Origin of the sequence: Lentzea sp. NPDC059081 (assembly GCF_042738015.1) — a bacterium.
Classification (GTDB): Bacteria; Actinomycetota; Actinomycetes; order Mycobacteriales; family Pseudonocardiaceae; genus Lentzea.
In genome coordinates, this window is the sequence record NZ_JBHYGW010000004.1 from 167,613 (window position 1) to 193,890 (window position 26,278).

A 26,278-nucleotide genomic window follows, 5' to 3' on the forward strand; every position below is an offset into this window, starting at 1 on the left:
CGCCCGGCGTGCCACACTGGTACTCGCCGGGCGGTTTTCGGAGGTGATGCCCTGTGGCAGCTCCAGCAGAAGCGGCGCCAGCCGGCTACCTGTTGCCGCGGCACGTGGGCCCGTGGTCGCTCGACGACGTCATGTCGTTGCCCGAGGACAACAGCCAGCGCATCGAGCTCGTCGACGGGATGCTCCTCGTGAGCCCGCTCGGGTCGTACCGCCACCAGCAGCTGGTGGGGCGTGCGTACGGTGCCCTGGTCGGAGCCTGTCCGGTCGACCTCGAAGCGACGATCGAGCTGAACGTCCTGTTGTCGAGCGGACGTCTGGTGATTCCCGACTTCACCGTCGTGCGTCCCAGAGAAGCAGGCGTCATGTTCCCCGTGTCCGACGTGGTGCTCGTCGGTGAGGTGTTCTCACCCAGCACCCGGCTGAACGACGAGGGCCTGAAACGCGGCCTGTACGCCGGGGCGGGCGTGCCCTACTACCTGATGGTCGACCCGGGCGGACGCGTGGTCGAGGCCACGCTGCTGGAGCTCCAGGGCGAGGAGTACGTCGAGATCGCGACGAGCGAGGACGGCGTGCTGAAGGTCGAGCGGCCGTTCCCCGTCACCATCAAGTTCTAGCGGTAGAGCCAGTCCAGCTGGGCGTGGAGGTCGGCGACGGTCCACGACGCGAACATCGCGTCACGGGCCCGTGCCGCGTCCCCGGCGGGGTGGAAGACCTCCCGGCCCATGAACCGTGACGCGTGGTGCACGCGTGCTGTGCGGGGCGAGCGCAGCGACGTGTAGTGCGCGAACGAGCCGGCCACGTCGCGGGGGTCGAACACCGAGGCGAGGCAGACGGCGTCCTCCAACGCCTGACAGGCGCCCTGCGCGGCGTACTGCAGTACGGGATGGGCGGCGTCGCCGAGGAGCGCGACGCGGGAGTCCTGCCAGGTCACGATGGGCTCGCGGTCGCAGAGCACCCACGCCCGCCATTCCCGGGCGAGGTTCATGATCCGTGTCGCGTCGTCGCACAACGGCGTGAAGTGCCGCACCACCTCGGCGTGCTCGACGGGCTTGCCGGCCACGGGTTCGGTGGCGCCGTTGTCCGTCGTGGCGACGAGGTTGACGAACCGCCCACCGGCGATCACGTACCAGACGACGTGGTAGCGCGGCCCCGCCCAGAGGGTGACGACGTTCTCCTTCAGCGACCGGGGCACGTTCTTGGCGGGGATGACCGCGCGGAACGCCGTGTGCCCGGACACGGGCGGCTCGCCGTCGCCGACGAGCTGCCGCCGCACCGCCGAACGCAACCCGTCCGCGCCGACCAGCGCCTCGCCGTGCACGAGATCGCCCGACCGCAACGCCACGGTGACCCCGCCGGCGTCCTGCGTGTAGGCCTGCACGCCGCTGTCCGCGCGGAGCTCGACCAGCTCGTGCTCGCGGCAGGCGTCGAGCAACGGCGCCAGCAGGTCGTTGCGGTGCACCACCGCGAAGGTGCCGAACCGCTCGTGGAACCCCGCGTCGATCGGCAGCCCGGCGATCAGCTCGCCGGACACCCCGCACCGCAACCGCCACTCGTCCACGTGCACCGCGCGCGACCGGACCACACCTCCGACCCCCAGGGAGTCGAGCATGCGGAACCCGTTGGGTCCCACCTGGATGCCGGCACCGATCTCCGCGAACTCCGCAGCCGCCTCCAGCACCGTCACCCGCTGCCCGGCGCGGGCGAGCCCGAGCGCCGCCGCCAGTCCGCCGATGCCGCCGCCGACCACCAGGACCGTCATGTCCGACCTTTCGCGCGTCCGCCAGAGACCGGGTCCGAGTATGTCGGGAAAGCGATCACCGACGACCAGGGGAAAGCGAGGTCGTCCGGATCAACTTTTGCGGGTGGCCCTGCGGGCACCGGTGGGGTTCGGGCCGGTAACGATCGCGCGTCCCCACGAGGCGCTCACAGGGGCACCGGTACGGTGGGCGTCGTGTTGAACGGGTTGAACGCCGTCCTGGCCACGATCCCGAGCCCAGACCAAGGTGTGTGGCACCTCGGTCCGCTCCCCATCAGGGCCTACGCGCTGTGCATCATCGCCGGCATCATCGTCGCCATCTGGTGGGGTGAGCGCCGGTGGGTCGAACGCGGCGGCATCAAGGGCGAGGTGACCGACATCGCCGTGTGGGCGGTGCCGTTCGGCCTGGTCGGCGGGCGGCTCTACCACGTCATCACCGACAACCAGAAGTACTTCGGGCCGGGCAAGAACCCGCTCGCGGCGCTGGAGATCTGGAACGGCGGCCTCGGCATCTGGGGCGCCATCGCGCTCGGTGCGGTGGGCGCGTGGATCGGCTGCCGGCGCAAGGGCATCCCGCTGCCCGCGATGGCGGACGCGCTGGCGCCCGGCATCGTCGTCGCGCAGGCCATAGGGCGTCTGGGCAACTACTTCAACCAGGAGCTCTACGGCGGCGACACGACGCTGCCGTGGGGTCTGGAGATCTACCGCCGCGTCACGCCGGACGGGCGCGAGGACGCGCTGGCCGGTGTCGCCGTCGACCACACGCCGATCCAGGTCGTGCACCCGACGTTCCTCTACGAGCTGCTCTGGAACCTCGGCGTCGCCCTGCTGATCGTGTGGGCGGACCGGAGGTTCCGGCTCGGCCACGGACGGGTGTTCGCGCTCTACGTCGCGGGCTACACGGCCGGGCGGTTCTGGATCGAGCTGATGCGCACCGACGAGGCGACGCTGATCCTCGGCACGCGCGTGAACGTGTTCGTGTCCGCGCTGGTGTTCCTCGGCGCGGTCGCCTACTTCGTCCTCGCGCGGTCGCGGGGTGACCGCGAGGACATCGCGGCGGTGCGGACCAGGACCCCGGACGAACCGGCCGGCGCGGAGCCTGCTGGGGAACCGGTGGCCGAGGAGACCGTCGTCGCCGCGAAGACCGAGGACGCCGGAGACACCGCGGACACCGCTGACGTGAAGGACAAGAAGGGCTCCCCGGAGTCCGTCACACCGGAGTGATCTGTGCGCGTGCTCGTCGTCGAGGATGACGACCGGGTGGCCAGGGGCCTGCTGACCGCGTTGCGGCACGCCGGCTACGAGGTGCATCGGGTGGCCACGGCCGCCGACGCGCTGCGTGCCGCGCCCGCCGACGTGGTGCTGCTCGACCTCGGCCTGCCCGACGGCGACGGCCTGGACGTGTTGCGCGAGCTGCGGCACCGTCCAGGTACCGCCGTCATCACGGTGACCGCGCGCGGTGAGGAACGGGAACGCGTCCTCGGCCTGCGGGCGGGTGCCGACGACTACGTGGTGAAGCCGTTCGGCACGTCCGAGCTCCTCGCCCGCATCGAGGCCGTGCTCAGGAGGACCAGAGCGCACCGCGCAGGGCCCGAGAGCGAGGCGCCCGTCGAGGTCGGGCCGTTGCACATCCTCACCTCGACGCGCGTCGTCACGCTCGCGGGGGAGCCGCTGTCGCTGACCCGCAAGGAGTTCGACCTGCTCGCCCTGCTCGCCACCCGCAGGGGCGAGGTGGTGAGCCGCGACTTCATCGTCGACCAGGTGTGGCAGGCGCACTGGGAGGCGCCCTCGCGGACGCTCGACACGCACATCGCGGCGTTGCGCGGGAAGCTCGGCGGGCACGTCAGGATCGAGACCGTGCGGGGCGTCGGCTACCGGCTGGCCACGTGACGAGGCTCCGAGAGACATCCGCGCCCCGCGTGCGGAACAATCTGAACCGATGCTCCGCCGACTGCTCGCCATCACCGTTCCGCTGCTCGTCGCCCTGGTCGCGGCGCTCGGCATCCCCTTGGCGTCCGCGGTCGTGCAGCGCGAGACGCAGACCACCTACCTCGACCGCCTCGGTGACGCGAGCAGGTTCGCCTCGCTCGCCGAGAGCGCGCTGCAGTCGGACCGGCTGGAGGCGCTGAGCCAGGAGATCCAGCGCTACGACGCCCTCTACGCCGTGCCGGTCGCCCTGGTCAGTGCGGACAAGCGGATCCTGCTGGCCTCGCGGTCCGGGTTCGACCCCACCGACGATCCCGAGGTCACCAAGGCGCTCGACACCGCGCTGAACGGCGGCATCCGGCCGGAGCCCGACTACACGGGCTGGCCGTGGCGCACCGGGCCGATGGTCGTCGTCGAACCGGTCGGGCGCGACAGCGAGGTGGTGGCCGCGGTCGTCACGATCTCCCAGACGCGCGGCCTGCGGACCGAGGTGCTGCGGCAGTGGGGGCTGATGGCGCTGGCCGGGCTCGCGCCGATGCTCGCCGTGGTCGCCGCCGCCTGGCCGATGTCGCGGTGGGTGCTCCGGCCGGTCAGCAAGCTCGACGAGGCCACCGCCGCCGTCGCGCAGGGCAACCTCGACGTGCGGGCGGACGAGGTGGGCGGCCCGCCGGAGCTCCGCCGGCTCGCCCGCAGCTTCAACACCATGGTCGACGTCGTCGGCAGGGCGCTGAACAGGCAGCGGGCGTTCGTCGCGGACGCGTCGCACCAGCTGCGCAACCCGCTGGCCAGCCTGCGCCTCGCCGTCGACAACCTCGAGCCGCACGTCGAGGGCGAGCACGCCAAGGAGGCGCACCAGATCGCCGTCGAGGAGGCCGAGGAGATGGGGCGCGTGCTCGACACGCTGCTCGCGGCCACCCGGCTCGAGAGCGCCCGGCAGGCCGAACCCGTCGAGATCGACCAGCTCCTCGCCACCCACCGGCCGGCGTGGCAGGCGCTCGCGAGCCAGGCCGACGTCGCCCTCACCATCGACCTGCCGGCCGGGCTCACCATGCAGGAACCGCCCGGCGGGCTCGGCAGCGTGCTGGACGAGCTGGTCAGCAACGCCGTCCGGCTGTCCAACGCCACCGAGGTCCGCGTCACCGGCAAGGCCGGTGAGCTGCACGTCGTCGACAACGGCGACGGGCTGACCGGCGAGGAACGCGAGCTCGCGCTGCAGCGGTTCTGGCGCGCCACCAAGCACCAGAACATCGCGGGCACCGGCATGGGGCTCGCCATCTGCGCGGAGCTCATCGAGTCGGCGGGCGGCACGCTCACCCTGCACGACGCGGGGCCGGGCCTCGACGTCCGGGTCGCCCTCAGCGCTTCACGGAACGGAACCAGCGCATAGCGCCGTCGTGCAGCGGCACCAGGCCGGTCGCGATGCCGGTGCGGACGTTGATCCGCGACGCCTCCGGGTGCCCCTCGACGATCCGCGCCGTCTCGGTGAACACCGTGCGCGTCACGACCTCGACCACGTCCGCGCTCAGCGACTCGCGAGCGAGCAGCAGGTTCGGCACCGCGAACGTGTGGTTCGCCGCCACGCCCTCGTAGGTGGTGCTGGGGATGGTCGCCGGGATGTACGGGCCCTTGTAGGTGTCCGCGAGCTCCACGGCCTCCGGCGTGATGTCGATCATCCGGATCTTGCCGCGCAGGTCGGTGATCGCGGGCGTCGGGATGCCCGTCAGCGCCAGCATCGCGTCGAGCGACCCGTCGGCGACGCGGCGGGAGGCCTCCGAGTGCGCCATGCGTTCGTCCACAGCGGACACGCCGAACGTCCGCAGCATCCTCTTCGCGGTGAACTCGGTGCCGGAACCCGTGGGGCCCAACGAGATCCGTTTGCCCGCCAGGTCCGAGAAGGTGTGGATGGGCGACGCGATCGGCACGGCGATCTGCATGAAGCTGTCGTAGAGGCGGCCGACCGCGCGGAAGTTCCGCGGGTCGTCGATCGGGTCCAAAGAGGACAGGGCGAGCTGGGCGTCGCCGGAGCGCAGCAGCGCGAGGTTCTCCACCGACGCCGCGGTCGGGATCGCGGTGACCTTCGTGCCGGGCAGCTGCTCGGCCACCGCAGCGGCCAGCGCGCCGCCGACCTCGCGGAAGACCGCGCCCTCCGGACCGGTCGCGAGCACCAGCTCAGCGGGCGCGTCGACCCTGCGCGAGGTGCACCCCGCGAGAGCCAGACCGGCCCCTAGCAGAAGCGTGCGACGGCTGAGCGACACCGGCGAAGCCTAGCTGTTACGTCAGGCCTGTCTGAAGTTTCCTCACGTCGGCTTGTCGCGCGGGGTGGCGCGGCTCACCCTCTCACCCAACGCGAAGTTCAAGGAGGAACCGTGGCGACCACCACCACAGGCCGCAAACCGATCTACAAGCACCTCTACTTCTGGGTGCTTGTCTCCATCGTGCTGGGCGCCGCCGTCGGCTTCCTGTTCCCCAAACAGGCGTCCGAGATGAAGTGGCTCGCCGACCTGTTCGTGAACCTCGTCAAGGTCGTCATCGCGCCGACCATCTTCGCGACGATCATCGTCGGCATCGCGGGCCTCGGGAACCTCGCCAAGGCAGGCGGGCTCGCGCTGCGCACCATCCTCTACTTCACCGCGATGACCACGGTGGCGCTCGCCATCGGCCTCATCGTCGTGAACGTCGTCGCGCCCGGTCACCACGGCGGCGACATCGCGCTGAACGAGGCCGCGGCCAAGGACACGCTCAAGTCGGCGTCCACCGCGGAGACCGGTGTCACCGGCTTCATCCTGAGCCTGGTGCCGAAGTCGTTCGTCAGCGCGTTCACGGACGGCCAGCTGATCCAGGTGCTCGTGGTCGCGATCCTGGTCGCGGTCGCCGTGGCGGGCATGGGCGAGCGCGGCGCCAAGGTCGTCTCCGCGATGGAGACCCTGTCCAAGGTCATGTTCGGCATCATCAAGATCGTCATGTACGCGGCCCCGATCGGCGCGTTCGGCGGCATCGCCTACACGGTCGGCAAGTTCGGCGGCGGCATCCTCAGCAAGCTGCTCTGGCTGATGGGCTCGTTCTACGTCACGTGCCTGCTGTTCGTGATCGTGGTGCTCGGCGTCGTGGCCCGGATCGCGGGCTTCAGCCTGCTGAAGTTCCTGCGCTACATCAAGGACGAGATCCTGATCGTGCTCGGCACCTCGTCGTCCGAGTCGGTGCTGCCGCGCATGATGGTCAAGCTGGAGGCGGCGGGCGCGCAGAAGTCGGTCGTCGGCCTCACCATCCCGACCGGCTACTCGTTCAACCTCGACGGCACGTGCATCTACCTGACCATGGGCGCGATCTTCATCGCCCAGGCCACCGGGCACGACGTGTCGATCGGCGTGCAGATCGGCCTGCTGCTGTTCATGCTGATCGCGTCGAAGGGCGCGGCGGGCGTCACCGGCGCCGGCCTCGTCACCCTGGCCGCCTCGCTGCAGGCCTTCGAGGCCCACTCGGCCATCCCCGCGGTCGGCATCGCGCTCATCGTCGGCATCGACCGCTTCATGTCCGAGGCCCGCGCCATCACCAACGTGATCGGCAACGGTGTCGGCTCGCTCGTGGTCGCCGCCTGGCAGAAGAGCCTCGACAAGGAGCGGCTGACCGAGGTCCTGGACAACCCCGACCTCGTCGACGTCGACGACCTGCTCGAGAAGCAGCACGCGGAGTCCGACAAGGTGGCGGCCGCGCACTGAACCGTCCGTGGCCGGAGGCGCTCTTCCCGCCTCCGGCCACGTGACCTCAGACCTCACGAATGCCGAGGTCCCGTTCTCCCCGCATGCGGCGCGGGGTGAACCGGGGCCTCGGTTTCTCGTTTGGCGGGGAACAATCGAGTCGGACCCCAGTGGACGGTGCTACGGTGCTGGGAGGCAGACGTGCGTGAGCGTCCGCTAACTGAGACGATATGCCGCTGACCAGCAATGACGCCGGTGCACCCATCGCATCCACTGGTAGACCGGGAATGTCGTGCAGCTCTCATCCGAGTGGCCGGAGTTGAACGTTCGGTTACGCTAACCCGGCTGTAACGAACGCCGACGTTGGCCGCAATGTCGCTCCGCAGCGGGGAATCGTTACACATCCATGACCTAGATCACCCATTGGCGGGTGTCCCTGGGTTTCGCGGCTGTTAAAGTCGCGTCAACACGCGGGCCATCGTCGTCCCGTGCTCCCACCTGTTGGTTCGAGGTCTGAGCACGAGGGACATCAGTTCTTTACGCGAGGACGACGAAGGAGGTCTGCGCAGTGATCTTCTCCGCCATCCCCGGCCCCCAGGGTCTGTACGACCCCGCTGACGAGCGCGACGCCTGCGGTGTCGCCATGGTGGCCGACATCCAGGGCAGGCGTTCCCACGGCATCGTGAGCGATGCGTTGACAGCGCTGGCGAACCTGGAACACCGCGGTGCGGCCGGCGCCGAGCCCACGTCGGGTGACGGTGCGGGCATTCTCCTGCAGCTGCCGGACGAGTTCCTGCGCGCTGTCGTGGAGTTCGACCTCCCCGAGCGCGGGCAGTACGCGGCGGGCATCGCCTTCCTGCCGTTCGAGCCCGAGGAACGCGCCGACGCGATGGCGCAGATCGAGCGTATCGCCGAAGAGGAAAGCCTTGTCGTGCTGGGCTGGCGCGACGTTCCCGTCGACCCGGAGAAGGCCGGCGTCGGCCCGACCGCGCTGTCGGTGGCACCGCACTTCGCCCAGCTGTTCGTGAAGGGCACCCGCGACGAGGCGGGGATCGCCCTGGACCGGCTGGCTTTCTGCCTGCGCAAGCGGGTGGAGCACGAGGGCAGCGTCTACTTCCCGTCGCTGTCGGCGCGCACGATCGTCTACAAGGGAATGCTGACGACCGAGCAGCTGCCGGCGTTCTTCCCCGACCTGCACGACGAGCGCCTCTACTCGGCGATCGCGTTGGTGCACAGCCGTTTCTCCACGAACACCTTCCCGTCGTGGCCGCTCGCGCACCCGTTCCGCTTCGTCGCGCACAACGGTGAGATCAACACCGTCCGCGGCAACCGCAACCGCATGCGCGCCCGTGAGGCGTTGCTGGACAGCGAGCTCGTCCCCGGCGACCTCGCGCGGCTGTTCCCGATCTGCAACCCGGACGGCTCCGACAGCGCCAGCTTCGACGAGGTGCTGGAGCTGCTGCACCTCGGCGGCCGCAGCCTGCCGCACGCGGTGCTGATGATGATCCCGGAGGCGTGGGAGAACCACGCCACGATGGACCCGAAGCGCCGGGCGTTCTACCAGTTCCACGCGTCGCTCATGGAGCCGTGGGACGGTCCCGCCTGCGTCACGTTCACCGACGGCGAGCTCGTCGGCGCGGTCCTGGACCGCAACGGCCTGCGTCCCGCCCGCTGGTGGCAGACCGCCGACGGCCGCGTCGTGCTGGCGTCGGAGACCGGCGTGCTCGACGTGCCGTCCGACCAGGTGGTCGCGAAGGGCCGCCTGCAGCCCGGCCGCATGTTCCTGGTGGACACCACCGAGGGCCGGATCATCGACGACGAGGAGTTCAAGTCGAACCTCGCGTCGGAGCAGCCCTACGACGAGTGGCTGCACGCCGGCCTGCTCGACCTCGCCGACCTGCAGGACCGCGAGCACGTCCTGCAGAGCCACGAGTCCGTCGTGCGCCGCCAGCTCACCTTCGGCTACACCGAGGAGGAGCTGCGGATCCTGCTCACGCCCATGTCGGTCTCGGGCATGGAACCGCTCGCGTCGATGGGCACGGACACCCCGGTCGCGGCGCTGAGCCAGCGCTCCCGGCTGCTCTACGACTACTTCGTGCAGAACTTCGCGCAGGTCACGAACCCGCCGCTGGACGCGATCCGCGAGGAGATCGTCACGTCGGTCAAGCGCGTGATGGGCCCAGAGCAGAACCTGCTCGACCCCGGACCCGTCTCGTGCCGCCACGTCACGCTCGACTACCCGGTCATCGACAACGACGAGCTCGCGAAGCTCATCCACATCAACGACGACGGCGACCTGCCCGGCTTCGCCTGCACCGTCCTGTCCGGACTGTACGAGGTGGACGGTGGCGGCGAGGCGCTCACCGCCGCGATCGAGCGCGTGCGTCGCGAGGCGTCGGAGGCCATCGCGAACGGCGCACGGACGCTGGTGCTGAGCGACCGCGACTCGGACCACCGGATGGCGCCGATCCCGTCGCTGCTGCTGGTGTCGTCGGTGCACCACCACCTGGTGCGCACCAAGGAACGCCTGCGCGTCGCGCTCGTCGTCGAGTCCGGTGACTGCCGCGAGGTCCACCACGTCGCCGCCCTGCTGAGCTACGGCGCCGCCGCGGTCAACCCGTACCTCGCGTTCGAGACGATCGAGGACCTGATCAGCCAGGGCGCCATCACCGGCGTCCCGGCGCACAAGGCGGTCCGCAACTACGTCAAGGCGCTCGTCAAGGGCGTCCTGAAGATCATGTCGAAGATGGGCATCTCGACCGTCGGCGCCTACACCGCCGCGCAGATCTTCGAGGCCGTCGGCCTGTCCAACGACCTGCTCGACGAGTACTTCACCGGCACGCAGTCGAAGCTCGGCGGCGCCGGCCTCGACGTGCTGGCCGAGGAGGTCGCGGTGCGCCACCGCCGCGCGCACCCGGAGAACCCGACCGCGCGCGAGCACCGCCGCCTCGAGGTCGGCGGCGAGTACTCGTACCGCCGCGAGGGCGAGCTGCACCTGTTCACGCCGGAGACGGTGTTCCTGTTGCAGCACGCCACGAAGACGCGCAAGGAGGACGTCTTCCGCCAGTACACGGCGGAGGTCGAGCGCATCTCCCGGCAGGGCGGCACGTTGCGCGGCCTGTTCAAGTTCCGCACCGAGGGCCGCACGCCGATCCCGATCGACGAGGTCGAGCCGGTGAGCTCGATCGTCAAGCGCTTCAACACCGGCGCCATGTCCTACGGCTCCATCTCGGCCGAGGCGCACGAGACCCTCGCCATCGCGATGAACCGCCTCGGCGGCCGGTCGAACAGCGGTGAGGGCGGCGAGGACCGCGAGCGCCTGTACGACCCGGAACGGCGTTCCGCGGTCAAGCAGGTCGCGAGTGGACGGTTCGGCGTCACGAGCGAGTACCTCGTGAACTCCACGGACATCCAGATCAAGATGGCGCAGGGCGCGAAGCCCGGCGAGGGCGGCCAGCTGCCCGGTTTCAAGGTCTACCCGTGGGTCGCGCGCACCCGGCACTCCACGCCGGGCGTCGGTCTGATCTCGCCGCCGCCGCACCACGACATCTACTCGATCGAGGACCTGGCGCAACTCATCCACGATCTGAAGAACGCGAACGAGCGGGCCCGGGTTCACGTGAAGCTCGTCTCGTCCATCGGCGTCGGCACCGTCGCCGCCGGTGTGGCGAAGGCGCACGCGGACGTCGTGCTGATCTCGGGCTACGACGGCGGCACCGGCGCCTCGCCGATGAACTCGTTGAAGCACGCGGGAACGCCGTGGGAGATCGGTCTCGCCGAGACCCAGCAGACGTTGCTGCTCAACGGGTTGCGCGACCGCATCACCGTCCAGGTCGACGGCGCGATGCGCACGGGCCGGGACGTCGTCGTCGCGGCGCTGCTGGGCGCGGAGGAGTTCGGCTTCGCCACGGCACCGCTGATCGTCGCGGGCTGCGTGATGATGCGCGTCTGCCACCTGGACACGTGCCCGGTCGGCGTCGCCACCCAGAACCCGGACCTGCGGGCCCGCTACACCGGCCAGGCCGACCACGTCGTGAACTTCTTCGAGTTCATCGCGCAGGAGGTCCGCGAGCTGCTGGCGGAGCTCGGGTTCCGCACGATCGACGAGGCCGTCGGCCACGCCGAGCTGCTCGACAAGAACGAGGCGATCGAGCACTGGAAGACAGCGGGGCTGCACCTCGACCCGGTCTTCGAGGTGCCGGAGACCCCGTACCCGACGGCGAAGCGCAAGATCCGCGACCAGGACCACGGCCTCGACAAGGCCCTGGACCGCACGCTCATCCAGCTCGCCGAGGCGGCGCTGGAGGACGCGCACAAGGTCACCCTCGAACTGCCGGTCCGCAACGTCAACCGCACGGTCGGCACGCTGCTCGGCGCCGAGGTCACCCGCCGCTACGGCGGCGAGGGCCTGGAGGACGACACGATCCACGTGAAGCTGACCGGGTCGGCCGGCCAGTCGCTCGGCGCGTTCCTGCCGCGCGGCATCACGCTGGAGATGGTCGGCGACGCGAACGACTACGTCGGCAAGGGCCTGTCCGGCGGGCGGATCGTCGTCCGGCCGCACGACGACGCGCCGTTCCGCGCCGAGGACCAGGTGATCGCGGGCAACGTGATCGGCTACGGCGCCACGTCCGGCGAGGTCTTCCTGCGCGGGCGCGTCGGCGAGCGCTTCTGCGTCCGCAACTCCGGCGCGCTGCTCGTGGCGGAGGGCGTGGGCGACCACGCGTTCGAGTACATGACCGGCGGCAGGGCGGTGGTGCTCGGTCCGACCGGGCGCAACGTCGCGGCCGGCATGTCCGGCGGCATCGCGTACGTGCTCGACCTGGACCCGTTGTCGGTGAACCAGGAGATGGTGCAACTGCAGCGCCTCAGCGCCGAGGACCTGCGTTGGCTCAAGGACGCCGTCACCAAGCACCACCAGGCGACGGGGTCCGCCGTCGCCGCGTCGCTGCTCGGTGACTGGACCCGTCGGGCCGGTGCGTTCACGAAGGTCATGCCCGGCGACTACCAGCGCGTTCTCGAGGCCATGCGCCTCGCCCGCGCCGAGGGCCGGGACGTTGACGCGGCTGTCATGGAGGCGTCTCGTGGCTGATCCACAGGGTTTTCTCAAGCACTCCCGCTCCGAGGCGCCGAAGCGTCCGAAGCCGGACCGGTTGCAGGACTGGAACGAGGTCTACCTCCAGGAGTCCCCGGAGGAGCGCAACGCCGCCGTGCGCACGCAGGCGACGCGGTGCATGGACTGCGGCATCCCCTTCTGCCACAGCGGAACCGCGGGCTGCCCGCTCGGGAACCTGATCCCCGAGTGGAACGACCTGGTGCGCCGCGGCGACTGGGAGCTCGCCTCCGACCGGTTGCACGCCACCAACAACTTCCCGGAGTTCACGGGCAGGCTGTGCCCGGCACCGTGTGAGGCGGCCTGCGTGCTGTCGATCTCGCACGACGCCGGCGGTGCCGTCGCGATCAAGCGGGTCGAGGAGACCATCGCGGACATGTCGTGGGAGAACGGCTACGTGCAGCCGTCCCAGGCCGCGGTGTCCTCGGGCAAGCGCGTCGCGGTCGTGGGGTCCGGTCCCGCCGGACTGGCCGCGGCGCAGCAGCTGACCCGCGCCGGGCACGAGGTCACGGTGTTCGAGCGCGACGACCGGCTCGGCGGCCTACTGCGGTACGGCATCCCCGAGTTCAAGATGGAGAAGAAGGTCCTCGACCGCCGGCTCGCGCAGCTGCGCCGGGAGGGCACCAAGTTCGTCACCGGCTGCGAGGTCGGCGTCGACATCACCGTCGACCAGCTCAAGGCCGAGTTCGACGCGGTCGTGCTGGCCGTGGGCGCGCTGCGCGGCCGTGACGACAAGTCCACGCCCGGCCGTGAGCTCGACGGCGTGCACCTCGCGATGGACCACCTCGTGCCCGCGAACCGCGCGTGCGAGGGCGACGGCCCGTCGTCGATCTCGGCAGAGGGCAAGCACGTCATCGTCATCGGCGGTGGCGACACGGGCGCCGACTGCTACGGCACCGCGACCCGCCAGGGCGCGCTGTCGGTGACGCAGCTCGACCAGTACCCGATGCCGCCGTCGGTGCGCGACGACGACCGCTCGCCGTGGCCCGTGTGGCCGCACATCCTGCGCACCTACCCGGCGCACGAGGAGGCCGGCGAACGCCGCTTCACCGTGGCCGTCCGTCGGTTCGTGGGCGACGACGAGGGCCACGTGCGGTTCATCGAGCTGCAGCAGGTGCGCGTCGAGAAGGACTCGTCCGGTCGCCGCTCGGTCGTGCCGGTGTCCGACGAGATCGAGCTGCTGCCCGCGGACATGGTGCTGCTGGCGATCGGCTTCGAGGGCGTCGAGCACATGAGCCTGCTGGACGGCCTCGGGATCTCTCTTTCGGCGCGTGGCACGATCTCGTGCGGCTCCGACTGGCAGACCTCGTCGCCCGGCGTGTTCGTGTGTGGTGACGCGCACCGTGGTGCTTCTTTGGTGGTGTGGGCGATCGCGGAGGGGCGGTCGGTGGCCAACGCCGTCGACAAGTTCCTCACCGGGGCGTCGAACCTGCCGTCGCCGGTGATTCCGAACCAGCTTCCGCTCGCTGTGGTCTGACAACGGGGTCAGTCAGAGGAGAGCAGCATGACGCCCCGGCCGACAACGACGTCGGCCGGGGCGTTCGCCGTTGTCGGCGGGGTCGTTTGAGACCATAGGTGGATGGCGCGCGTCTACGTCTCCTCCACGTTCAGCGATCTGGCCGACTACCGCGAAGCCGTGCTGCGTGCGCTCAAGCGGCTGGACCACGAAGTCGTCGCCATGGAGCACTACGTGGCGGAGGACGCCCTACCTGTAGACCGCTGTCTGGCGGACGTGCGTTCCGCTGACCTTTACGTCGTGGTCATGGCGTGGCGGTACGGCTTCATCCCGCCCGGCCACAGCGAGTCGATCACCGAACTGGAGTACCGCGCGGCCGTCGACGCGGATATCCCGGTACTGGCCTTCGTGTTGTCCGAAGACCACTCGTGGGCGCCCAAGCTCATGGAACTGGAGAAGATCGACCGTGTGCGCCAGTTCCGCTCCGAGCTGATGGAGAGCCGGGTCGTGGGCGTCTTCGGGTCGAAGGACGACCTCGCCCGGCAGGTGGCGGAGGGCATCCAGAAGTGGGAGCGCAACGACAGCGTCGTCGACAGCAACGTCGACTGGGCTCCATACCGCCGGGCGGTCGTCGAGAAGTACCGCTACGTCCGGCTCTCGGTCATTGCCGGCGCCCAGCACGACCGGTTGGCCCGAATCCCGCTGCTCGACGTCTTCACGCCGCAGCAACTCCGCGCCGGACGTCCCGACTACGACCTGCCGGAGGAGGACGGGGAGGGCGGCCCGGCGCCGTCGGAGGACAGTGTCGTCGTCCTCGGCCGGGAACAGAAGCAGGTGGTCCTCGGTGGGCCGGGCAGTGGCAAGAGCACGCTCTTCCAGGCGTCGTTGCTGGCGATCTCGGACGGGGCGAGCGACGCGAGCCGGGTGCCGGTCGAGTTGCGGGACTTGCCGCTGGTGCTGCTCGTGGAGTTGCGCGAGTACGTGCTGCGCGGCAGTCCCGACTTCCTGACCTACCTCATCGCGAGCATCTCGGAGAACTTCGGCCTCCTGGTGGACGGCACCCAATTGGTGGAGGCGCTCGACGACGGCGCCGTCGTGTTCTTCGACGGACTTGACGAGGTCTTCGACCCGGCGGCCCGCAGCCGGGTGACCGACCAGTTCCGCGCGTTCACCCTTATGCATCCGGATGCGCGAGTCGTCGTGTCGTCCCGGATTGTCGGCTATGACGAGACCGAGCTGGGGCTGGCCGGCTTCGAGCACTACACGCTGCTCGACTTCGGGATCAGGGAGATCCGCGAGTTTGTGCCGAAGTGGTACGAGCACTACAGCTTCGACAACGACGAGCGCGACGCCGCTGGCCTGGTGCACCGGATAGCCGACAACCCCAGGCTCTTGGAGCTGGCCGGGAACCCGTTGCTGCTCACCATGATGGCGGTCCTGTACAAGCACCAGGACCTGCCGGAGAAGCGGTGGCAGCTCTACGACCGGTGCACCGCCGTGCTGCTCGAAGACTGGGACGTCAAGCGGAAGAAGATCGACAGCAAGGAGCTGCTACCGCTGGACTTCCGCATCGGCGGTGAGCAGAAGGCGGAGATCCTCCAGTCCATCGCCATGACCATGCTGTCGAGCCGGCGTGATGAGGGGCATGAGCTGAACGCGATCGCCTACGCGCCGTTGCGGGACATCATCGGGGCCTATCTGGAGAAGCAGTACGCCAAACCTCCGGGGGAGGCGCGGGCCATCGCCGTGGAGATCTTGAACCACTTGAGGGAGCGGACTTTCGTCCTGGCGGAGACCGGTGACGGCGTTTTCGGGTTCGTGCACCGGACTTTCATGGAGTACTTCGTCGCGAAGCATGTGCTATCGGAGTTCAACCAGCGGCGAGCGGACTACGAGTGGCTCAAGACAGAGGTGTTCCGGCTGAATTGGTCGGACGACCGGTGGCGGGAACCCCTGCTGTTGCTCTCGGCGATGCTGTCTGGTCAGGGCTCTCCGATCAGGGAGATCGTGCACAGCCTCTCGAGCTTCGCTGATGTGAGGGCTCTGGCCTTTGCTGCCCGTTGCCTCGCGGAGGCTGGTTCGGTCGCTCCGGCAGATCAGAACTGGGCATCGGAGCTCGCGCACCGGCTGGTGATTTACGTGGAGTTCGTGTCGCCCAAGGCTGACTATTACTCTGAATACCTCTCCGAGATCGTGTCCGCTCTTGAAGCCCTCTCGGTGTGCATTCCCATATCTGAGTTCACGCGCCGTGACATCAAGAAGTATCGGGCCTCATCAACCCTTGGCGAGCGGATCGTCGGCTTCCGGTTGGAGCTTGCGATCGCCTCACGTGCCGAACGTCGACAAGCAGCGCTCGCTGGGCTGTCGGACCGGGACGAGGCCGTGCGCAGGGCGGCGATCGCCTCACTCGAACGGGAGTCCGGTGATGAGGTCCTCTACGAGACCTTCTTGAGCCGCCTGTACAAAGAGGGGAACAGTCGCGTCCGCGAGCCGCTCATCGCCGCGCTCGACCGAGGATGGCCACGGCGCCGTGACGTACTGCATGCCATCGCACTGCGTGCCGAACGCGAGACTTCGATGAAGCACGCGCGGTGGATCGCCAGCCATTTAGCCGTGGCGTGGGCGGGCGATCCACAAGCGCGCGAGGTCGTGTTCGGGCTCGCGAAACACGATTTCGGGGCCGAGGACCTCATCCTCCTCCGCCACGTCATACCGTCCAGCCTGGTCAGGGGCTGGAAGGATGGACACGACACGGTTCCCTACCTCCTGGACCAACTCCGGGGTCTGGGTCCAGCAGGGGCTCGCAGCGCTGCGATCCGCGCGTGTGCCGCCCTGGATCTGCAGCGAACCTTCGACTGGTCGTGGCAAAACTCGAGCTCTTCTCAGGACATCGCGGAGATAGCCGACGCCGTGTTTCCGAGTGAGACACTTCGGCGGCTGCTCACCGATTTCGAGGAGCGCCATCCTGATCAGGAGTTCCGGCAGGTCGCCCACCGGCTGCTGCTCGACGCCTTCGAACTTCCCGACACCGTCAAATCGCTCCACCTAGTGAGAAGTGAAGACACTTTCGGGTGAACTTCGCGTCTAAGACGGTGGTACATGTCATGTGTTAACCACCGCGTCATCTTCTCCGGTAAAACTGGTTGAAGGTAGATCAACTCGGTCGGGGGTGAGCCATGCGCAGCGTTCTGCTCGCGATCGTGGTCGCCCTCTGCGCCGTGCTGACCCCTGCCGTCTCGACCGCGTCGGTCAGTGCGCCGCCGCCGAAGTCGAAGACCTCCGTGCCGAAGGAAGAGGCGCCGCGCGAGGAGCGTGAGACGAACCGGCTGCGCGTCGTCGTCGCGCCGGACCGCGAGGCACGTCTGGCCAGGCCGTCGTCGGTCATGGCGATCGCGCCGCAGGACAAGCCGGGTTTCGTGCCCGTGTCGTCGGCCGAACCCATAAGCGTCTGGCGCACACCTCCCGCATTGCAGGTGTTCCGGAACTGATCGGTCCCCATCACCCGATCAAACCGAACACATATCTCCAATGCAGTGAGGGACTCCCATGGACTTCCATCGCTTTGTTCAGCATGCCCGCGCACATGCCGCTTCACGGTCGCGTGCGCTCGGCCGCAAGCTCGCGGCGGGGCAGCAGCCCAGCACGATGTTCATCACGTGTGCCGACTCGCGCATCGTGACGGCCGCGATCACGGGGGCCGAGCCCGGCTCGTTGTTCGAGCTGCGGACCGCCGGCAACGTCATCCCCGCCTACTCGCTGCACGCCCCGAGCAGTGAGATGGCCACGATCGAGTTCGCCGTGCTGCAGCTCGGGGTCAGCGAGATCGTCGTGTGCGGTCACTCCCACTGCGGTGCGGTGGGCGCGTTGACCGGGGGCGGCATCGACCACCTGCCCGCGATGCGCGGCTGGTTGCAGCCCACGGAACCGCGTCAGGTCAGTGATCCGGCCATGCGGCAGGAGGGGCAGCAGCACGTTCGCGCGCAGCTGGACGTCCTGCTGGCTTACCCGTTCGTCGCCGAGAAGGTGGCGACGGGCGAGCTGCGCGTCCACGGCTGGTTCTACGACATCGAGACCGGCGAGGTCTCCGCGTGCGACGAGCACGCCTTCCTTCCGCTCTAGGGGTCCAGGATGAAGAACAAGTACTGGGCTGACCTGGGCGCGTCGGTCGTCGTGTTCCTCGTGGCGTTGCCGTTGTGCGTCGGCGTGGCGGTGGCGTCCGGGGTGCCGGCCGAGCTCGGCATCGTGACCGGGGTGGTCGGCGGCATCGTCGTCGGCCTGCTGCCGGGCAGCACGATGCAGGTGAGCGGTCCGGCTGCCGGGCTGACGGTGCTGGTGGCGGACGCCGTCGGCCGACACGGGATCGGGGCGTTGGGCGTGATCGTGCTGGGCGCCGGGCTCTTGCAGGTGGCACTGGGCTTAGCCCGGTGCGGCCGGTGGTTCCGCGCGATCTCACCGGCTGTCGTGCAGGGCATGCTCGCGGGCATCGGGCTGGTGCTGATCTTCGGCCAGCTCAAGCCGATCGTCGTGTCGCCCGTGGCGATCGCGCTCGGGCTGATGACCGTGGTGATCATGCTGGGGTGGCAGCGGACTCCGCTGAAGGTCGTGCCGGGCATGCTGGTGGGCGTGGTCGTGAGCACCGCGGTGGCGGCGGTGTTCGCGTCGGACGTCGACAAGATCGTGGTCGGCACGCTGTCGGCGGACGTGCACCTGCCGAACCTGTCGTTGCTGGACACCGGGGTCATCGGCACGGCCGTGGTGTTCGCGCTGGTGGCGTCGGCGGAGAGCATGTTCAGCGCCGCGGCCGTCGACCGCATGCACGACGGTCCGCGCACGCAGTACAACAAGGAACTGGTCGCGCAGGGCGTCGGCAACACGATCTGCGGTGTGCTCGGTGCGTTGCCCATGACGGCGGTCATCGTGCGCAGCTCCGCGAACGTGTCGGCCGGGGCGCGCACGAAGGCGTCCAGGGTCCTGCACGGCGTGTGGCTGCTGGTGTTCGTGGTGGCGGCGCCGGGGCTGCTGACGTTGATCCCGGTGGCCGTGCTGGCGGCGGTGCTGGTGCACGCGGGCTGGAAGCTGCTCGGTCTCGGGCAGCTGCTCCCGTTGTGGCGCAAGGACAGGATGGAGGTCGCGGTGCTGGTGCTGACCGCGGGCCTCATCGTGGCCACGGACCTGCTGACCGGCACGATCGTGGGCCTGCTGGCCGCGGTCGTGAAGACGGCCTGGGACGTGTCCCGGCTGTCGGTGGTCGTCACGGCCGACGGGGTGGCGTTGCGGGGCAACGCGACGTTCCTGCGGCTGCCGAGGCTGCTCGACGAGCTGGAGCGGGTCGACCGGGAGCACGTCCGGATGGACCTGAGCGAGGTCCGGCACCTCGACCAGGCCTGCGGGCAGGCGATCGACCAGTGGGTCGACGAGTCCCGGCGCGCGGGCAGGACCGTCGAGCTGGTCGGGAGGTAGGACGGAGGCGCCGCGGCCGCTCCGGTCGCGGCGCCTTTTCCGTCGTCCCGGCGAAGTCCCGGTGAACACTGGGCCGTTCGGGTGCACCCGGCTAACGGTGGTGTGAGATGTGTCGACCCTGCAGGTGAACCAGTAGGGGGCGACACACATGACCAGTGCGGGATTCGACGCGAAGTTCCTCGGCACCGCCGCGGGGCTGCCCGTCCTGAACGACTCGGGCGCGGACGACGCCGTCGAGCTCGACGGCTCGACCACGATCGACTACACGCACTTCTCGCTCGCGTTGAGCAAGTCGCGCAAGTTCGCGATCTGGGTCGCGTGGAACATCGACGGCGGTGAGCTGAAGGCGTTGAGCCGCAGCAACATCCCGTTCGTCAAGGACCCGCGGATCCCGGCGCAGTTCCAGACAGGGGACGAGCTCTACCGCGACAACCGGCTCGACCGCGGGCACCTCGCCCGCCGCGCCGACCTGTGCTGGGGCCCGAAGGCCGAGGCGCAGAAGGCGAACAGGGACTCGTTCTTCTTCACGAACATCACGCCGCAGATGGACGACTTCAACCAGAGCACCAAGGAAGGGCTCTGGGGCAGGCTCGAGGACGCGGTGCTCGCCGACGTCGACGTCGACAACCTCAAGGTCAGCGTCTACGGCGGCCCGGTGTTCAACGCCGACGACAGGGTCTTCCGCAGCGTCGCGATCCCGCGCGAGTTCTACAAGGCGATCGCGTTCGTCGTCGACGGCGAGCTGCGGTGCAGCGCGTTCCTGCTCACCCAGAACCTCGTCCTGGCCGAGGCGCTCGACCTCGACGAGTTCCGCGTGTTCCAGGTGTCGCTGACCGAGCTGGAGAAGCGCACGAGCTTCACCTTCCCCGCCGAGCTGCACGCCGCCGACACCGCGTCGGTCCAGCTGCTCGACGAGTCCGAGCGCGAGCCGCTGGAGAGCCTGTCCGACATCAGGTGGTGACGCGGACTCCCGGCAGCTGCTGACGCAGTTCCGCCAGCCGTGCCGGCGACTCCGGCTGGTGCACGACCAGGTGTTCCAACGCCGGCAACGCGCGCACGTCGTCCGCCGCCGGTATGCCGAACACCTCCAGCGCCGTGACGGTCGGCCACCGCTCCAGCCCCGCCAGCGGGTAGGGCGGGCGGTGGTCGATCGCCAGCTCGCGCAACGCGGGCAGCGCCGGCAGTGCGGCCAGGCCGTCGTCGGTCGCCGAGTCGCGGATCTGCAGCCGCCGCAGCGAGCCGCCGTCCAGCGAGGCCAGGTCGACCCTGCTGAAGTGCAGGTGCAGCTCGTCGAGGTCCTTCACCGGTGCCAGGTCGATCCGTCCGAGCGGGCGGCAGCGGCTCAGGTGCAGCTCCTTGAGCGACCGGGAGAGCGCGAGCGGCGACAGGTCGCGCATGACCTCGTTCTGCCACAGCTCCAGCCGGTGCAGCGACGGCATGGCGGCCAGCGGGTCGAGCGGGTTGATGTTGCCGATGCAGCGCACGTACCGCAGCTTCTCCAGGTGCAGGATGAACTGGATCCGGTGCCAGCCGCGCACGTCCACCCGGCGGTCACCGAAGTCCACTTTGGACAACACGGTGCGCGCGTACTGCTCCGCGTCCGGTGTGTTCCGCCACGCCCGCAGCAGCTCGTCGATGACCATCGCGTGGTCCACGGCCACGAACTCCGCGATCCGCTCCCACGCGCCCTCACCGCCGATGTTCGCGAGCGTCCGCACGATGTACGCGGCCACAGCCGAGTCGCTGGTGGCTTCCGGGCCGGGCAGCAGGTCGACCACGAACGACCCGGCCTCGGACAACGCGTCCGCGTGCGCGAAGCTCGCCGGCGGGATCAGCGCGGCGGCGGCCTGGGTGACCTGCGCCCGTGCCGTCTCGGGTTCGATCACGTCGGCCTGGTCGAGGCACGCCAGCGCGAGCAGTCGCAGCTTGTCGCGTCCGCGCTCGTCCTTGCGCGTGTCGTCGTTGCCCGCCAGCAGGTCCATCAGCACGCGGGCCCGTTCGCGCGGACGTGCGTGCGCTACGGCCATGACCACGACGTCGTGCCACTCGTCGAGATGTGCCCTGTCCACCAACAGGTTCAGGTCACCCGCGTCGACGACCTCCTTGGCCGCCAGGTAGTCGCGGAACGTCCGGTGCACGAACTGCACCCGGTCGTGCGAGACCTCCCGCAGCAGCCCGGCGCGTTCGAGCAGCCGCTGCATCGCGTCGTCCGGGTCGATCTCGTGCGACCGCAGCCCGCGCATCGCGTTGCCGAGCCGGTGCACGGCCTCCTCGCGCGGCACCATAAGCTCCCGGTTGCGCACCAGCGAGTACGCGAACCGTTGCAGCAGGACGAGCTGCTCCTCCTTCGAGAACGACGGCAGCGCGAGACCGCGGTCCTCGTCCCACCGCACCAGCAGCAGGTCCAGCGCGGCCTCGTACAGCGAGCGCCGGTCACGCGGCAGGTGCATGTTTCGGTCCTGGTGCAACGCGCACAGCAACCCGGCCAGCAACGGGCTCGACGCCAGACGGCGCAGATCCGGCCGTTTCGCGAGCGTCCCCACCAGCCGCGTCTCGCACTCGGTCAGCCACACCCGTGCGTCGCGCGTCAGGCCCGGCTCGTCGCGGGCGGCCGTGTGCCAGGCCTCCACGAAGTCGCGCACGCCCTTGTCGCTCAACGGCAACAGGTCGAACGTCTCGAAGCCGACGTCCTCCAGCCAGTCCTCCGGCACCGCCGCGGGCCGGGTCGTGACGGCGTAGCGGGCCTCCGGATAGGCGTTGACCAGCTGTTCGAGCCACAGCCGTGCCTCGGCGCGCCGTTCGGACACCAGCTCGTCCACGCCGTCAACGAGGACCAGCGCCCGTCCTTCCCTGAGTCGCGCGGTGACCCAGCCCGACGGCTTCTCCTCCGCGATCATCGAGGCCGTCGACGAGATGAACTCCTCCGGCTTCGGCAGGGTCGTGTACTGCCGCAGCGGCACGAAGAACGGCACCAGTCCCAGCCACTCGTTGCCCGACGTCCGCGTCTCGCCCAGCGCGTTCATCGCGAGCCAGCGCAGGAACGTCGTCTTGCCCGCTCCCGCCCCGCCCCGGATCAGCACGCGCGGTGTGTCGGTCAGCGCGGTTCCCACCGGCAGTCCGGCCCCGGTCAGCTCGTCGGTGTCTCCGACCCGCGCCACCGCCAGCGACACGTACGAGGTGTCGAACGAGTGCCGACGCGGAGCCCGCCCGCGCGAGACGCCGAACAGCTCCAGCCCGCCCAGCGAGTGCGCGACCTGGTCGGCGTACCGGTCCTCGAAGTCGCGGTGCGCCGCCGCCAGCGCCAGTTGCCCCTGGTCCGCGAGCCGCGCCACGGCGTCCGCCGTGGCACGGGTCATGCGGAACATCTCGACCGCGAGCCGGCGCGCGTACTCCGGCTGCGACCAGACCAGCTCGACCACGGCGCCGCAGACCCGCGCCAGCACGGCGTCGTAGACCGCCGTCGCGTGGTCCGACAGCCCCGCCGCCCGCCGGATCCTCGCCGACCGGGACACCACGTGGGCGCGCAACGACTCCGGCGTCAGCATCACCCGCAGCGCCTCGTCGTCGCGCAGCGGCAGCGCGGCCTCGATCGACTCGCGCACGGCGTCCACGGCGGCCTGCCACTCGTGCTGCTCGACCGAGCTCAGCTCACCGCGGGCGAGCTCGCTCGACACCCGTTCGACCAGCGGCCCCGGCCTGGTGAGCTCGCGCCGGCGCTTCTTGTCCCGCGCGCCCTTGTGGACCACGTCGAAGAGCCCGACGAGAACGCGCTCCAGCACGGTCTCCAGCACCATCAGCAGTCCGGCGGAAATCGGGTCGGCCACCCTCCCAGTATCAGCACGTGATCACCGGGGGTCGCGGGACTTCACCAGCTGTTCACCGGGCCTCGCTCAGCGGGGCAGGGCGACCTCGCGGACGTGGCCGATGTCGAACTCCCTGCTCGTGCCGTCCGCGCACGCCACGCTCAGCACGCCCTCGAGGTGCTTGGTCGGCACGACCACGTGCGTCTCGGTCCTGCGCGGCCCGCTCGCGTAGAGGATCTCGACGCTGCTGCCGTCCACCAGCGCCGACGCCAGCAGCACGACCTCCTCGTCGCGCAGGAAGACGTTCTGGTCGCGCAGCATCCGCGCCGCGCCGGCCCGCGGCGTCCCCCGCCCGACGCTCGGCCGTTCCTGCTCCACCAGCCGGATCGCGAGCTGCGCCAGCTCCACGTCGTCGAGGTCGGTCCGCCACCACCGCTCCGGCCGGCGCTCACCCCTGGCCGGCGCCCGCGGCTTCTCGATCCGTTCCACAATGGACTGGTCGCCGCCGTCCACCCCGGTCGGCGCGTACCCGGCGCGCCGCAACGCTTCCAGCGTCTCCGCCATCGGCCGGTCCGACGCCAACACCGTCGGCGCGAGGAACCGCAGCTTCAGCGCCGTCAGCTTCCGCGACTTCGAGATCTCCTGCAGCAGGGCGGAGTCCGCCGCCCGCACGCAGCTCCGCACGTCCGTGACCGTCAGGTGCCCGTGCCGCCGCGCCACGTCCCGCACCTGGTAGCCGACCGCCTGCGGCAGCGGGGCCTCCGACACCGCCGCCAGCTTCACGAGCACCGCCTCGGCGGACAGCCCGGTGTCGAGCGCCCGCCGCACCGACCCCGGCGACATCCGCCACACGCGGGCGGCGTCGTTGTCCTCCAGGTCCGCCACCAGGTTCAGCGTCGCGCTCAGCTCCGGCGACGGCAGGCCGTTCACCACGGCCGTCATGTCCGTCTGGAACGCCGCCTTCTCCGTCGCCGCCGGCATCAGCGCCGCGGCTGCCGACTCGACGTCGCCACCCTCCAGCACCGCGACGCCGAGCCCGGTCAGCGCGCCACCCGCCACCAGTGCCAGCGACTCCATCTCGCCGATCACCGCCGCCGTCGCGCGCGGGTCGTGCACGGCCGGACGTTCCCAGACGAGGTCGTCCACCAGCTCGCCCAGGTCGGCGAACGCCTCGTGCGCCGAGAACCGTTCGAGGGTGCCGCGCCGCAGCTCGAGCCCCGCGGCGCCGGTGTAGTCGCGCAACGCGGCCCGTGCCTGGTCCGGTTCCGGCCGCCAGTCCATCCGCTGCCAGGCCTCGACGAGCGCGGCGAGCCGGCGGCCGGGCTGCGAGCCGAGCCACTCGTCACCGCGCCCGGTGGGTAACAGGCGCGACCGGTCCACCCCCAGCAGCTGCGCCTCGACCCCGAGCTCGAGCCACAGCCGCAGCGTCCCGTCGGTGACCCGCAACGCCTTGGCCACCCGCCGGATCTCCACGGTCGCCACGCCACCGGTGTAGCGGGCGTCGAACGTGTCCTGCTCGCAGTGCGCCAGCAGCCGCGCCACTCCGTCCACAGTGGACATCGCGGGCACGATCGGCGAGATCTCCAACGCCCTGCGCGTGCGCGGGGTCCTCGGCCGCACCGTCAGCCGGCCGTGCGTCCCGCTCGCCCGCACCGAGTTCACCGCGACCAGCCGCGGCCCGTCCGGCCACGCCAGCGCGCGGTCCTTGAGCTGCCCGAAGGCCCGTTCGAAGTCGTCGACCGCGCACCGCAGCTCGGTGCAGACCGTGTCGATGGTGCCGGAGTTGCCCTGCGCGACGATCACGGCGAGCACGTCGAGAGCGCCCTGGTCGAGCGTGTCCTCGGCGGCGTGCACGGAGTCGGAGTCGGTCAGCTGGGTCGCCAGGTCCTTCAACGTGCGTAGGAACCGGTCAGCCACGTCACGGCGGTGCGTCAGGACGGTGGCCACCTCGTCCGGACCGAGTTGGAGGAGCCAGGTCGCGAGCGCGTTGATACGGCGTGGCATTCACCGGATTATGGCCCCGCTTGTGTGTCCTCAAACGAATTTTCACGCGTTTGGGCGGTCGGCCTAGGCTGACTCGGTGACGTTCAGCGGTTTTGGCGAGTACGCCATCGACTTCTACGACGGACTCGTCCTCGACAACACGAAGGCGTACTGGGACGACAACAAGGAGACCTACCAACGCGACGTGCGGGCACCGATGGAGGCCCTGCTGCTCGCGCTGGAGAAGGAGTTCGGCGAGGGCAAGGTGTTCCGGCCGTACCGCGACGTGCGGTTCGCCAAGGACAAGACGCCGTACAAGGACCACTGCGGCGCGGTCATCGAGAAGGGCCGCGGCGGCGGCGCGTACTACGTGCAGCTCAGTCCCGAGGGGTTGATGACCGGCGGCGGCTCGTTCCACATGGCCTCCGACCAGCTGGCGCGCTACCGCGCCTCGGTCGGCGCCCACGGCGTGCTGCTGCGCAAGATCGTGGACAAGCTCGTCAAGCAGGGCTGGACGCTGGCCGGCGACGTGATGAAGTCGAAGCCGCGCGGGTTCGCCGACGACCACCCGCACCTCGACCTGCTGAAGCACCGGTCGATCTACGTGCGGAAGGTGTGGGAGCCGGACGACGCACTGCACGAGCCGGAGTGCCTGGACCGGGTGCGCAGGTCGTGGCGGCAGCTGCGGGACTTCAACGCGTGGTGCGAGGACCACGTCGGCGTGAGCGAACAGCCGCGTAGATAGCCCAGCCCAGGCCGATGCCCAGCACGTCCACCAGGGCGTCGAGCACGTCCCCACTCCGGTGCAACGGCGTGATCAGCGCCTGCAGGACCTCCGAGACGCCCGCATAGACGACGAGCGCGACCAGAATGTGACGAAGCCTCGCGTAGAGGCCCGTGAAGGCGAGCAACGCGAACAGCGCGGTGTGCACCACCTTGTCCGTACCAGGTGGGGAGCTCGGCACGCCTGACTCGGGGGTGAACAGCACGACGACACTGAGCAACGCCGCGATCACGAACGGAAGGACTCGTCCCATTGTCAAAACATTACTGATGGGTAGTTCGGGATCGGTCCAGGAACCAGGT

Annotated in this window: 18 protein-coding genes; 13 read left to right on the forward strand and 5 right to left on the reverse strand. The window is 69.8% G+C overall.

Going from position 1 to position 26,278, the window contains the following annotated elements; all coding sequences use genetic code 11:
• Positions 1-53 precede the first annotated feature (53 nt).
• Positions 54-614, forward strand: a complete 561-nt coding sequence (locus ACFWV3_RS11320) for a Uma2 family endonuclease (protein ID WP_382410792.1) — start codon at positions 54-56, stop codon at positions 612-614.
• On the opposite strand, the gene ACFWV3_RS11325 is transcribed toward ACFWV3_RS11320, so the two are convergent.
• Positions 611-1,759, reverse strand: coding sequence for an FAD-dependent monooxygenase (locus ACFWV3_RS11325; protein WP_382410794.1), 1,149 nt, complete (start codon positions 1,757-1,759; stop codon positions 611-613). The two genes, ACFWV3_RS11320 and ACFWV3_RS11325, sit on opposite strands and share 4 nt — an antisense overlap.
• Positions 1,760-1,963: 204 nt before the next feature.
• On the opposite strand from ACFWV3_RS11325, the gene lgt reads away from it, so the two are divergent.
• The 3 genes from lgt to ACFWV3_RS11340 are packed head-to-tail and all read left to right on the forward strand — an operon-like array spanning position 1,964 to position 5,069.
• Positions 1,964-2,980, forward strand: a complete 1,017-nt coding sequence (gene lgt / locus ACFWV3_RS11330) for a prolipoprotein diacylglyceryl transferase (RefSeq protein WP_382411329.1) — start codon at positions 1,964-1,966, stop codon at positions 2,978-2,980.
• A gap of 3 nt (positions 2,981-2,983) precedes the next feature.
• Positions 2,984-3,646, forward strand: coding sequence for a response regulator transcription factor (locus tag ACFWV3_RS11335; RefSeq protein ID WP_382410796.1), 663 nt, complete (start codon positions 2,984-2,986; stop codon positions 3,644-3,646).
• 49 nt (positions 3,647-3,695) lie between these two features.
• Positions 3,696-5,069 (forward strand): ATP-binding protein, encoded by a 1,374-nt coding sequence (locus ACFWV3_RS11340; protein WP_382410798.1) that lies wholly within the window; start codon positions 3,696-3,698, stop codon positions 5,067-5,069.
• Here ACFWV3_RS11340 and ACFWV3_RS11345 read toward each other — a convergent pair.
• Positions 5,038-5,937, reverse strand: a complete 900-nt coding sequence (locus ACFWV3_RS11345; protein WP_382410800.1) for a TAXI family TRAP transporter solute-binding subunit — start codon at positions 5,935-5,937, stop codon at positions 5,038-5,040. The two genes, ACFWV3_RS11340 and ACFWV3_RS11345, sit on opposite strands and share 32 nt — an antisense overlap.
• A 111-nt stretch (positions 5,938-6,048) precedes the next feature.
• Here ACFWV3_RS11345 and dctA point away from each other — a divergent pair, with 111 nt between their 5' ends.
• The 8 genes from dctA (at position 6,049) to ACFWV3_RS11385 (ending at position 20,367) form a co-directional block, all read left to right on the forward strand.
• Positions 6,049-7,398: a C4-dicarboxylate transporter DctA gene (gene dctA, locus ACFWV3_RS11350; protein ID WP_382410802.1), complete on the forward strand. Its 1,350-nt coding sequence runs from the start codon at positions 6,049-6,051 to the stop codon at positions 7,396-7,398.
• A 547-nt stretch (positions 7,399-7,945) separates the two neighbouring features.
• Positions 7,946-12,469, forward strand: coding sequence for a glutamate synthase large subunit (gene gltB / locus ACFWV3_RS11355; protein WP_382410804.1), 4,524 nt, complete (start codon positions 7,946-7,948; stop codon positions 12,467-12,469).
• Positions 12,462-13,967, forward strand: a complete 1,506-nt coding sequence (locus ACFWV3_RS11360) for a glutamate synthase subunit beta (RefSeq protein WP_382410806.1) — start codon at positions 12,462-12,464, stop codon at positions 13,965-13,967. The genes gltB and ACFWV3_RS11360 overlap by 8 nt, the downstream gene beginning before the upstream one ends.
• Before the next feature lie 102 nt (positions 13,968-14,069).
• The gene (locus tag ACFWV3_RS11365) at positions 14,070-17,021 is read left to right on the forward strand and encodes a DUF4062 domain-containing protein (RefSeq protein ID WP_382410808.1); all 2,952 of its coding nucleotides are present in this window, start codon (positions 14,070-14,072) and stop codon (positions 17,019-17,021) included.
• Between the two features lie 101 nt (positions 17,022-17,122).
• A complete protein-coding gene (locus ACFWV3_RS11370) occupies positions 17,123-17,434 on the forward strand; it encodes a hypothetical protein (RefSeq protein WP_382410810.1) in 312 nt (103 codons plus the stop codon).
• Positions 17,435-17,591: 157 nt separating this feature from the next.
• The gene (locus ACFWV3_RS11375; protein WP_382410812.1) at positions 17,592-18,065 is read left to right on the forward strand and encodes a carbonic anhydrase; all 474 of its coding nucleotides are present in this window, start codon (positions 17,592-17,594) and stop codon (positions 18,063-18,065) included.
• 9 nt (positions 18,066-18,074) lie between these two features.
• The gene (locus ACFWV3_RS11380) at positions 18,075-19,406 is read left to right on the forward strand and encodes a SulP family inorganic anion transporter (protein WP_382410814.1); all 1,332 of its coding nucleotides are present in this window, start codon (positions 18,075-18,077) and stop codon (positions 19,404-19,406) included.
• A gap of 148 nt (positions 19,407-19,554) precedes the next feature.
• Positions 19,555-20,367, forward strand: coding sequence for a DNA/RNA non-specific endonuclease (locus tag ACFWV3_RS11385; protein ID WP_382410816.1), 813 nt, complete (start codon positions 19,555-19,557; stop codon positions 20,365-20,367).
• Here ACFWV3_RS11385 and ACFWV3_RS11390 read toward each other — a convergent pair.
• Positions 20,357-23,230 (reverse strand): NACHT domain-containing protein, encoded by a 2,874-nt coding sequence (locus ACFWV3_RS11390; protein ID WP_382410818.1) that lies wholly within the window; start codon positions 23,228-23,230, stop codon positions 20,357-20,359. The two genes, ACFWV3_RS11385 and ACFWV3_RS11390, sit on opposite strands and share 11 nt — an antisense overlap.
• Positions 23,231-23,296: 66 nt before the next feature.
• Positions 23,297-25,213 (reverse strand): helicase-associated domain-containing protein, encoded by a 1,917-nt coding sequence (locus ACFWV3_RS11395; protein WP_382410820.1) that lies wholly within the window; start codon positions 25,211-25,213, stop codon positions 23,297-23,299.
• 76 nt (positions 25,214-25,289) lie between these two features.
• On the opposite strand from ACFWV3_RS11395, the gene ACFWV3_RS11400 reads away from it, so the two are divergent.
• Positions 25,290-25,937 (forward strand): DUF2461 domain-containing protein, encoded by a 648-nt coding sequence (locus ACFWV3_RS11400; RefSeq protein WP_382410822.1) that lies wholly within the window; start codon positions 25,290-25,292, stop codon positions 25,935-25,937.
• Here ACFWV3_RS11400 and ACFWV3_RS11405 read toward each other — a convergent pair.
• Positions 25,885-26,229: a VanZ family protein gene (locus ACFWV3_RS11405; protein WP_382410824.1), complete on the reverse strand. Its 345-nt coding sequence runs from the start codon at positions 26,227-26,229 to the stop codon at positions 25,885-25,887. The genes ACFWV3_RS11400 and ACFWV3_RS11405 overlap by 53 nt on opposite strands.
• Positions 26,230-26,278 lie beyond the last annotated feature (49 nt).

Bases quoted from the DNA above. Each gene is read 5' to 3' on its own strand.
- ACFWV3_RS11405 (WP_382410824.1), bottom strand. From the start codon at position 26,229: ATGGGACGAGTCCTTCCGTTCGTGATCGCGGCGTTGCTCAGTGTCGTC.
- ACFWV3_RS11385 (WP_382410816.1), top strand. From the start codon at position 19,555: ATGACCAGTGCGGGATTCGACGCGAAGTTCCTCGGCACCGCCGCGGGG.
- ACFWV3_RS11365 (WP_382410808.1), top strand. From the start codon at position 14,070: ATGGCGCGCGTCTACGTCTCCTCCACGTTCAGCGATCTGGCCGACTAC.
- ACFWV3_RS11325 (WP_382410794.1), bottom strand. From the start codon at position 1,759: ATGACGGTCCTGGTGGTCGGCGGCGGCATCGGCGGACTGGCGGCGGCG.
- ACFWV3_RS11395 (WP_382410820.1), bottom strand. From the start codon at position 25,213: ATGCCACGCCGTATCAACGCGCTCGCGACCTGGCTCCTCCAACTCGGT.
- ACFWV3_RS11380 (WP_382410814.1), top strand. From the start codon at position 18,075: ATGAAGAACAAGTACTGGGCTGACCTGGGCGCGTCGGTCGTCGTGTTC.
- ACFWV3_RS11375 (WP_382410812.1), top strand. From the start codon at position 17,592: ATGTTCATCACGTGTGCCGACTCGCGCATCGTGACGGCCGCGATCACG.
- ACFWV3_RS11370 (WP_382410810.1), top strand. From the start codon at position 17,123: ATGCGCAGCGTTCTGCTCGCGATCGTGGTCGCCCTCTGCGCCGTGCTG.
- ACFWV3_RS11340 (WP_382410798.1), top strand. From the start codon at position 3,696: ATGCTCCGCCGACTGCTCGCCATCACCGTTCCGCTGCTCGTCGCCCTG.